General features: G+C 67.0%; 6 protein-coding genes and 2 pseudogenes. 6 read left to right on the forward strand and 2 right to left on the reverse strand.

Annotated features, from left to right (window positions below):
• Window positions 1-173: 173 nt before the first annotated feature.
• From lpqS (K6T84_RS20140) to K6T84_RS20160, 6 genes are all read left to right on the forward strand, one after another.
• On the forward strand, window positions 174-605 hold the full coding sequence (gene lpqS, locus K6T84_RS20140; RefSeq protein ID WP_329786756.1) for a putative copper homeostasis (lipo)protein LpqS: 432 nt from the start codon (window positions 174-176) through the stop codon (window positions 603-605).
• A gap of 107 nt (window positions 606-712) precedes the next feature.
• Window positions 713-1900 (forward strand): PLP-dependent cysteine synthase family protein, encoded by a 1188-nt coding sequence (locus K6T84_RS20145; RefSeq protein WP_329786757.1) that lies wholly within the window; start codon window positions 713-715, stop codon window positions 1898-1900.
• Window positions 1897-3168, forward strand: a complete 1272-nt coding sequence (locus K6T84_RS20150) for an MFS transporter (RefSeq protein WP_329786758.1) — start codon at window positions 1897-1899, stop codon at window positions 3166-3168. Before K6T84_RS20145 ends, K6T84_RS20150 begins: the two co-directional genes overlap by 4 nt.
• Window positions 3169-3264: 96 nt before the next feature.
• Complete coding sequence (gene lpqS / locus K6T84_RS23950; RefSeq protein WP_448407558.1) at window positions 3265-3642, forward strand: putative copper homeostasis (lipo)protein LpqS; 378 nt, start codon at window positions 3265-3267, stop codon at window positions 3640-3642.
• Between the two features lie 240 nt (window positions 3643-3882).
• Window positions 3883-4185: a PE family protein gene (locus tag K6T84_RS20155; RefSeq protein ID WP_329786759.1), complete on the forward strand. Its 303-nt coding sequence runs from the start codon at window positions 3883-3885 to the stop codon at window positions 4183-4185.
• A 19-nt stretch (window positions 4186-4204) separates the two neighbouring features.
• Complete coding sequence (locus tag K6T84_RS20160; RefSeq protein WP_329786760.1) at window positions 4205-5407, forward strand: PPE family protein; 1203 nt, start codon at window positions 4205-4207, stop codon at window positions 5405-5407.
• A 629-nt stretch (window positions 5408-6036) separates the two neighbouring features.
• Here the strand turns inward: K6T84_RS20160 and K6T84_RS23910 are convergent.
• Both K6T84_RS23910 and K6T84_RS20165 read right to left on the reverse strand, forming a co-directional pair.
• Window positions 6037-6227 (reverse strand): annotated as a pseudogene (locus K6T84_RS23910) (hypothetical protein); the annotation flags it as partial.
• Window positions 6228-6874: 647 nt separating this feature from the next.
• Window positions 6875-7338 (reverse strand): annotated as a pseudogene (locus tag K6T84_RS20165) (NAD(P)/FAD-dependent oxidoreductase); the annotation flags it as partial.

A 7338-nucleotide genomic window follows, 5' to 3' on the forward strand; every position in this document is an offset into this window, starting at 1 on the left:
GACTGTACCCCGAACCAACGGCTGATGAAAACTGTTTTCAACAAGAAATCAGAGCGGTCCGTCCGCACCCGGCGGCGCCAAGGGGCGGCCTGACTTGGACCTCGGGAGCGTTATCGAAATGTGCCCATACCCGCGCTAGACACCGGCGCACACCATGCGTACCCTCTAGGGGTATGGGGTACTTGGGGATGCGGGCGAAGGTCCGACGCAGCCGGCCACGGCTGCGATTCCTGGCCGCCGTGCTGGCGGCGGTGGGGATGTTGGCGATCGCCGCCCACTCCGACGTACTGTCGCCGGTGTCCCACGCCGCTGACCCAGCGCATTCCGTGGTGTCCTCGCTGGGCGGTGAGCACGCGATCACGCTCGATCACCCGCACGCTGCCAACGGTTCGTTGGGCGTGCACCACGAGGCGTTCCCGACCACGATGCTCACGAAGTCGTCGTTCACCGCGCTGGTTGCGCTGGGTCTGGTGGCGGTCTTGGTCGTCGCCGCGACTTCAGTGGCCTCTCTTGTGGTGCCGGCTGGCCGGGGCCCGCCGGGTGGGCTGGCCGGTGCCCGCACGGGTCAAGAGCGCTTGATCCGGTTCTGCCTTTCTCGTCGCTGACTGGTCAGCGCCAGGCTGTTGTGCCCTGTCACGACGGCCGGTGTCTGCTGCCCATGTCACTTGGCTGCGCTCTCCCGTTGCGGCCTCACGCTGAAAGCGACGATCCCATGACCAATCTTCTGTCTTTGAAGCCCTGCGAACTGTCCGAGCTGCCCGTCGGCACCGTCGACCTGCGCAGCTCACGGCAATCCATCCTGGCCAGCGCCCCCCAGACCGCCGCCAGCTGCCAACCCGCCCTCACACCGTTTCGCCGGCCCAACGGTTTGGTCGGTAATACTCCGGTGCTGCGGATCTCGGCGCCGTTGACCTCGGCCGGTCGCGGGTTTTGGGCCAAACTCGAAGGGTTCAATCCGGGCGGCAGCATGAAAGACCGCCCCGCCCTGCACATGGTTGAACGCGCCCGCGCCCGCGGCCTGCTGCGGCCCGGGGCCCGCATTGTCGAATCCACCAGTGGATCCCTGGGGTTGGGGCTCGCACTGGCCGGCATGACCTATGGGCATCCGGTGACCGTGGTCACCGACCCGGGCCTGGAGCCGATCGTGCAGAACATGCTGACCGCTTACGGCGCCGACGTGGATGTGGTTTCCGAGCCGCACCCGGTCGGCGGATGGCAGCAGGCCCGCAAAGACCGGGTCGCCCAACTGCTGGCCGCCGATCCCGACGCGTGGTGCCCGGATCAGTACAGCAACCCCGACAACATCGACGCCTACCGGTCGCTGGCCCTGGAACTCGTCGACCAGCTCGGGCGCATCGATGTGCTGGTGTGCTCGGTGGGCACCGGCGGGCACTCCGCAGGGGTGGCCCGGGTGTTGCGCGAGTTCAACCCGAACCTGAAGGTCATCGGGGTGGACACCATCGGCTCGACCATCTTCGGTCAACCCGCCACCAAGCGGTTGATGCGCGGGCTTGGCTCAAGTATCTATCCACGCAATGTCGACTACTCACTGTTCGACGAGGTGCACTGGGTGGCCCCGGCCGAGGCAGTGTGGGCGGCCCGCTCCCTGGCGGCCACCCACCACGCCAGCGGCGGCTGGAGTGTGGGTGCGGTCGCACTGGTCGCTGGGTGGGCGGCGCGCACCATGGCAGCCGACACCACGATCGCGGCGGTCTTTCCCGACGGCCCGCAACGCTACTTCGACACCATCTACAACGACGACTACTGCCGCGAACACGGCCTGCTCGGTCACCTACCGCCGGCCGAGCCGGCTGTCATCACCGACCCCGGTGAGCGGGTCGTGCAGTCCTGGACACGGTGCGCCACCGTGCTCGATCCGGCTGGAGTGATGGGCCGATGACATTCATTTCGCAGTTCCGCAGCTTCGATGTGCCCGCCCGGGTGCTGATGGTCAACCAGTTCGGCATCAACATCGGCTTCTACATGCTGATGCCGTACCTGGCCGGCTACCTGGCCGGCCCGCTGGCGATGGCGGCCTGGGCAGTCGGGCTGGTGCTGGGGGTGCGCAACTTCTCCCAGCAGGGCATGTTCATCGTGGGCGGCACGCTGGCCGATCGACTGGGCTACAAACCGCTGATCGTGGCCGGGTGTCTACTGCGTACCGGCGGGTTCGCCCTGTTGGTCATCGCCCAGTCGCTGCCCGCAGTGCTGATCGCCTCGGCGGCAACAGGGTTCGCCGGGGCGTTGTTCAACCCGGCGGTGCGCGCCTACCTGGCCGCCGACGCCGGCGATCGGCGCGTCGACGCGTTCGCGGTGTTCAACATCTTTTATCAGGCCGGGATCCTGCTGGGCCCGCTGGTCGGGCTGGCGCTGATGGCGTTCGACTTCCGCATCACCGCCGCCGGCGCCGCGGTCGTGTTCGCCGTCTTGACCATCGCGCAGCTGTTCGCGTTACCCCAGCACACCGCCGATCCCACAGCGGAGAAAACCTCCATCCTCGAGGACTGGCGCATCGTCGCGCGCAACCGGTCCTTCCTGCTGTTCGCCGCGGCGATGATCGGCTCCTACGTGCTGACGTTCCAGATCTATCTGGCGCTACCCCTGCAGGCGTCAGTGCTCGCACCGCATTCCCAGTCGGCCATCGTGGCCGCACTGTTCGTGGTGTCGGGGATCGTCGCGGTCGCCGGACAACTGCGCATCACCGCCTGGTTCACCGCACGCTGGAGCCCTGGGCGCAGCCTGACCATCGGCATGGCCATCGTGGCCGCCTCATTCGTGCCGCTGGTCCTCATCCCCGACGCTGCCCGCTTCGGGAGCATTGCGGCGATCGCCGCCCTGCTGATGTCAGCAGCCATGCTCGCCATCGGCGCGGCCGCGACCTTCCCGTTCGAGATGGACACCGTCGTCGCACTGGCCGGGGGCCGGCTGGTCGCCACCCACTACGGGTTCTACAACACCATCGTCGGGATCGGCATCCTGGTCGGCAACCTGGCCACCGGCTCGCTCATGGGCGTGGCACGACAACTCGGCGCCAGCGCACTCCTGTGGGCCGGACTGATCCTCGTCGGCGCCATCGCCGCAGTGGCGCTCTACCACCTCGACCGCGGCCACCATCTTGAACCCGACACCGCCGCGGCCGACGAACACGGCCAGCTGGTCAGGCGCTAAATCATGAACTACCCGAATCGAACCGGCCCGCCGCACCGCAGCGTGGTGCGGCGCCGCCACGCTGGGCGTGTGCCACGGTCACGGCCGGTCATCGCGATGGCGGCCATCACCACGGTGCTCATCTTGTGGGTGTTTGGTGGGGCCCATTGCGGGCTGCTGCGATCCGGATCGGCGCCACCTCGTCCACCGCAACCGGTACCGACGGCACAAGCTAGCCCGATTGCGGGCACCGTCGACCAGCCACACCTCGATCACCGCTCCGCGGCCTCATGCCACAAGGTGGTCATGATCGCGGTGCTACCACCATCGTCATCCACCGTGTTGGCGGGACTGGGCGCGGTCATCGCACCGGTCGCCGTCACCGGGTGGCATGCGCAACCGGTGGCGTCGGCCGGGCGCGGCCCGCCGCGTGGGCTCGCCGCCCCCCTGACCGGGCGGGATCGTTTGACGCGGTTCTGCCTGGCTCGTCGCTGATCGGTCAGCATCAGGCTGTTGTGCGTTGACACGACAGCCGGCGATCACCGACCGGTGAGCATTGCCGCTCGAGAACGCGGCCTCGGCAGCTACCGCTGAACAACAACGTCTGTCCCGCCCTGCACATGGTCGGGCGGTGGAGCGTCGAATCCCTCAGCGCGACAGCGTCACCGGCGCTGGTATCGAGCCGGTCATCCCCCTCACTCCACACCGTCGAAACCTCTCCAACAAGGACAATTCATGGTATTCGTGACCGCCCAACCGGACACGCTGGCAGCAGCCGCCGGGAAGCTGGCTGGCATCGGCTCGCCGATCGCCGCTGCAAAAAATGCCACCGCGGTAACCCCAACCAGCGGGGTCGTTCCCGCTACCGCCGATGAAATCTCGGCACGGGCAGCCGCACAGTTCGCCGCGCACGCCCAGCTGTACCAAACGGTCAGCGTCCAGGCCGCGGCCATTGATCAACAGCTGGTTGCCACTTTGGGGGCCAGCGCCGGGTCGTATGCGGTCACCAAACCTGCCATTGCGGCCGCGACCAACTAGACAATTCGAGGTAACAGAAATGGATTTCGGGGCGCTCCCACCGGAGATCAACTCCGCGAGAATGTATTCCGGTCCCGGCTCGGGGACGATGCTGGCCGCTTCTGCGGCCTGGGACGGGTTGGCCGCCGATTTGTATTCGACGGCCGCCTCCTATTCCTCGGTGGTCTCCAACCTCACCGGTGGGCCGTGGCTGGGTCCGGCCTCGGCGTCGATGGCGGCCGGGGCCGCCGGCTATGTGGCGTGGCTGAACACCGCGGCCGTCCAGGCCGAGCAGGCCGCCGCCCAGGCCCGTGCCGCGGCAACCGCCTATGAGACAGCACGGGCGATGACGGTTCCGCCACCGTTGATCGCGGCCAACCGCAGCCAGCTGATGTCGTTGATCGCGACCAACGTTTTCGGGCAGAACACCCCGGCGATCGCGGCCACCGAGGCCCTCTACGCCCAAATGTGGGCCCAGGACGCCGCCGCGATGTACGGCTACGCCGGCTCCTCGGCGGTAGCCTCGCAATTGACGCCGCTCACCGCGCCGCAGCCCACCACCAACACCGGCGGGCTGGCAGGGCAAACCGCCGCGGCCGCCCAAGCCACCGCCACGTCCGTCGCCACGAACACCCAAGCAACGCTGTCACAGGCCATGTCGGCGGTACCCACCGCATTGCAGGGGCTCGCTTCCCCGCTGTCGCCCACATCGGCACTCTCGTCGGTGAACTCATCGCTGAGCTCGTTGAGTCCAGCGCTATCGATGACAAGTTCGGTCGGGTGGATATCGAGTGCGCTGCTATCGAACCTGAACCAGCTCAAGTCCTTGATGCCGGCCCTCAGCGCCGCCGGCACCACCGCCTCGGGCACCGGTGTGACGGGCGGGCTCCCGTCGGGTCTGGCGGGCGGGCTTGGCCACGGCGCGCTGGCGCCAGCAGGCTGGGCGGGGACCGGTGGCGCGGGAAGTGCTGCGGCGTCAGCTGGTTTAGGCCGGGCGGCCACGGTCGGCGCCCTGTCGGTGCCACCGACCTGGGCCGCCCCGACCGCGGCGATCGGCCCCACCACGGCCTTGCCCGGCTCCAGCCTCACCGCGGCAGCGGCCGGCACGGCCGGTGGGCCTAGCCTGCTCGGTGCGGCGCCACTAGCAGGTATGGCCCGGCGCGCCGCAGGCGGTGCTGCCTCCCGGCCCGAGTTGCGTCTGGAGGCTCCCACCGTGATACCGCACTCGCCGTCGGCCGGATGAAGCCGGGAGGCCCGTGCTGGTAGGCCGTCTACCCGGCAGTGATGAAGATCCGGTTGACCGAACGCGCGGAGGGCCTCAGCGCCCATCTGCGGCTCCCGGTCGAACATCACCACCGCATCCGCCACCCCACCCGAACGTCATCGAGAGCGAACGCATCTCCCGGTGACACCTGCCGTCGCGCAAAGTTTTCGGCTATGCCTGACCCGCAGCGCACCGATTTACACTGGACTTCGGACGCCGCGGGGCCAGGGCCGATTCATCTTCGATGCGGCGGCCCGCAAAGTATGTCGAGACCTCTTCCAATTTCTATTGCCTGCTCGGTGACCGTCGCCCGTAGCCGCAGTAACTCCGCACGCTGCTGCGCCGAAAGCGGCTGTCGGCCATCGGGATCGGATCCGTTCGCTGGGCGGTAGCGCCGCGGGTGATGAACATCCGCCACCGCTCGTCACGCACCCAAGTCTGCAGCAGGCTCGTGTCCATGTCTAGTTCGCGGGCTACCTCAGCAACCCGACGATGTGCATCGATCACCAGGTGCGCGGCCTTGACAAGCGCTCCGGGGTGAACGAGCGCCGGCGTCGGGGCATACCAACATCCTTCACGGGTTCACCGCCCTGCTATCTGCATGTTCACTACGCGTGGAAAGCATCTTGTGGCGGGAGTTTGCCCATCAGCCGGCGGGGGATTGGGGCAGTCGCGGGCGCCTGGCGGGCGTCGCGGCCGAAGCGGCGCAGCCGCAGCGAGTTGGTGACCACGCTGACTGAGGAGAGCCCCATCGCCGCTCGATGACCGGGTTGAGCAAACCGAGCGCGGCAAGGCGTATTCGTAGCGCCCGTTATGCGGCCGGGGGTGAGGGCGGCGTCTTCGTGGGCGGCGATGCGCTCGAGTAGGGCGTGCAGATCGTCTTTTGTGAACTTCCATTCGAACAGTGTCGCGATCTGCTCGTAGTAGTGCTGGAAGTCGGGCTTCGGCGTCGTCGAGGGTGTGGAAGTCGTTGGATGAGACGACTTTGCGTTGCACTACGGAGAAATAGATCTCCACTTGATTGAGCCAAGACGCGTGCACGGGCAGGTGGATCAGACGCAGATTCGGCCAGCGATCCCTGAGCCGGTTGATGCTGGCCTGTCACCGGTGAGAGGAGCCGTTGTCGACCACCCAGAACACCCGACGCGTGCCGGCGTAGTGGTCGCTGCACCCATCGCGGTGTCGACCATCGCGAACAGGACCGCACCATGGAGTGCCCCATGTGGGTTGAGGTGCTTAGGCTGCACGTCGAGCCGGGCGCACCCCAAGCCGGGTTTGGTTGTCTGTGTCACCATTCCCAGGAAATCGGCCAGCGGGAATGTGGGCGTCGATGAATCAGTCAATCGTGCCTCGTCTCACGGCTGGATGATCGAAATGCGCCGAGTAACACACCCGATAATGCGAGCGATGTCGGCCTGGCGCCAAATGCGAGTACGCGCGTGTAACTCATACGGTGCGCGGGCGTTCCCAGCGTACGCGCCAGTCGTTTTCCTCCTTCTGCTTATCGTCATAGAGCTGGGCGGATGGCTGGGACAGGTGGATCTGGGGGTGCGGTATCGCAAAGAAGTCACCTTTGCCCTGGGAGGAGGTATGCCCACCGGTGTCGATGTAGCAGAAACCCTCCCCGGACAATACGTCCCAGGCGTCAAGGATGCCGAGATGGCGCAGTGCGTTACGGGCGGCGGCCTTGCCGCCGTTTCGGGCGAAGGCCGCTGCTTTGGGCAAGTTCTTCCCCGATGGCGCGGTTACGGCAGCGGTGTCGCCGATTGCGAAGATGCCGGGGTGCTGGGTTTGCATGGTTGCCGGATCGACACTGATCCAGCCTGAGCCATCCAGCGTCAACGCCGGTTCGTGTGGAGGAATTGTCAATACCTGTGGATCGGGGTGTTTCAGGCGACCTCCGTTTCGGT

The sequence above is a fragment of the Mycobacterium zoologicum genome (assembly GCF_020181635.2).
Lineage (GTDB): Bacteria > Actinomycetota > Actinomycetes > Mycobacteriales > Mycobacteriaceae > Mycobacterium > Mycobacterium zoologicum.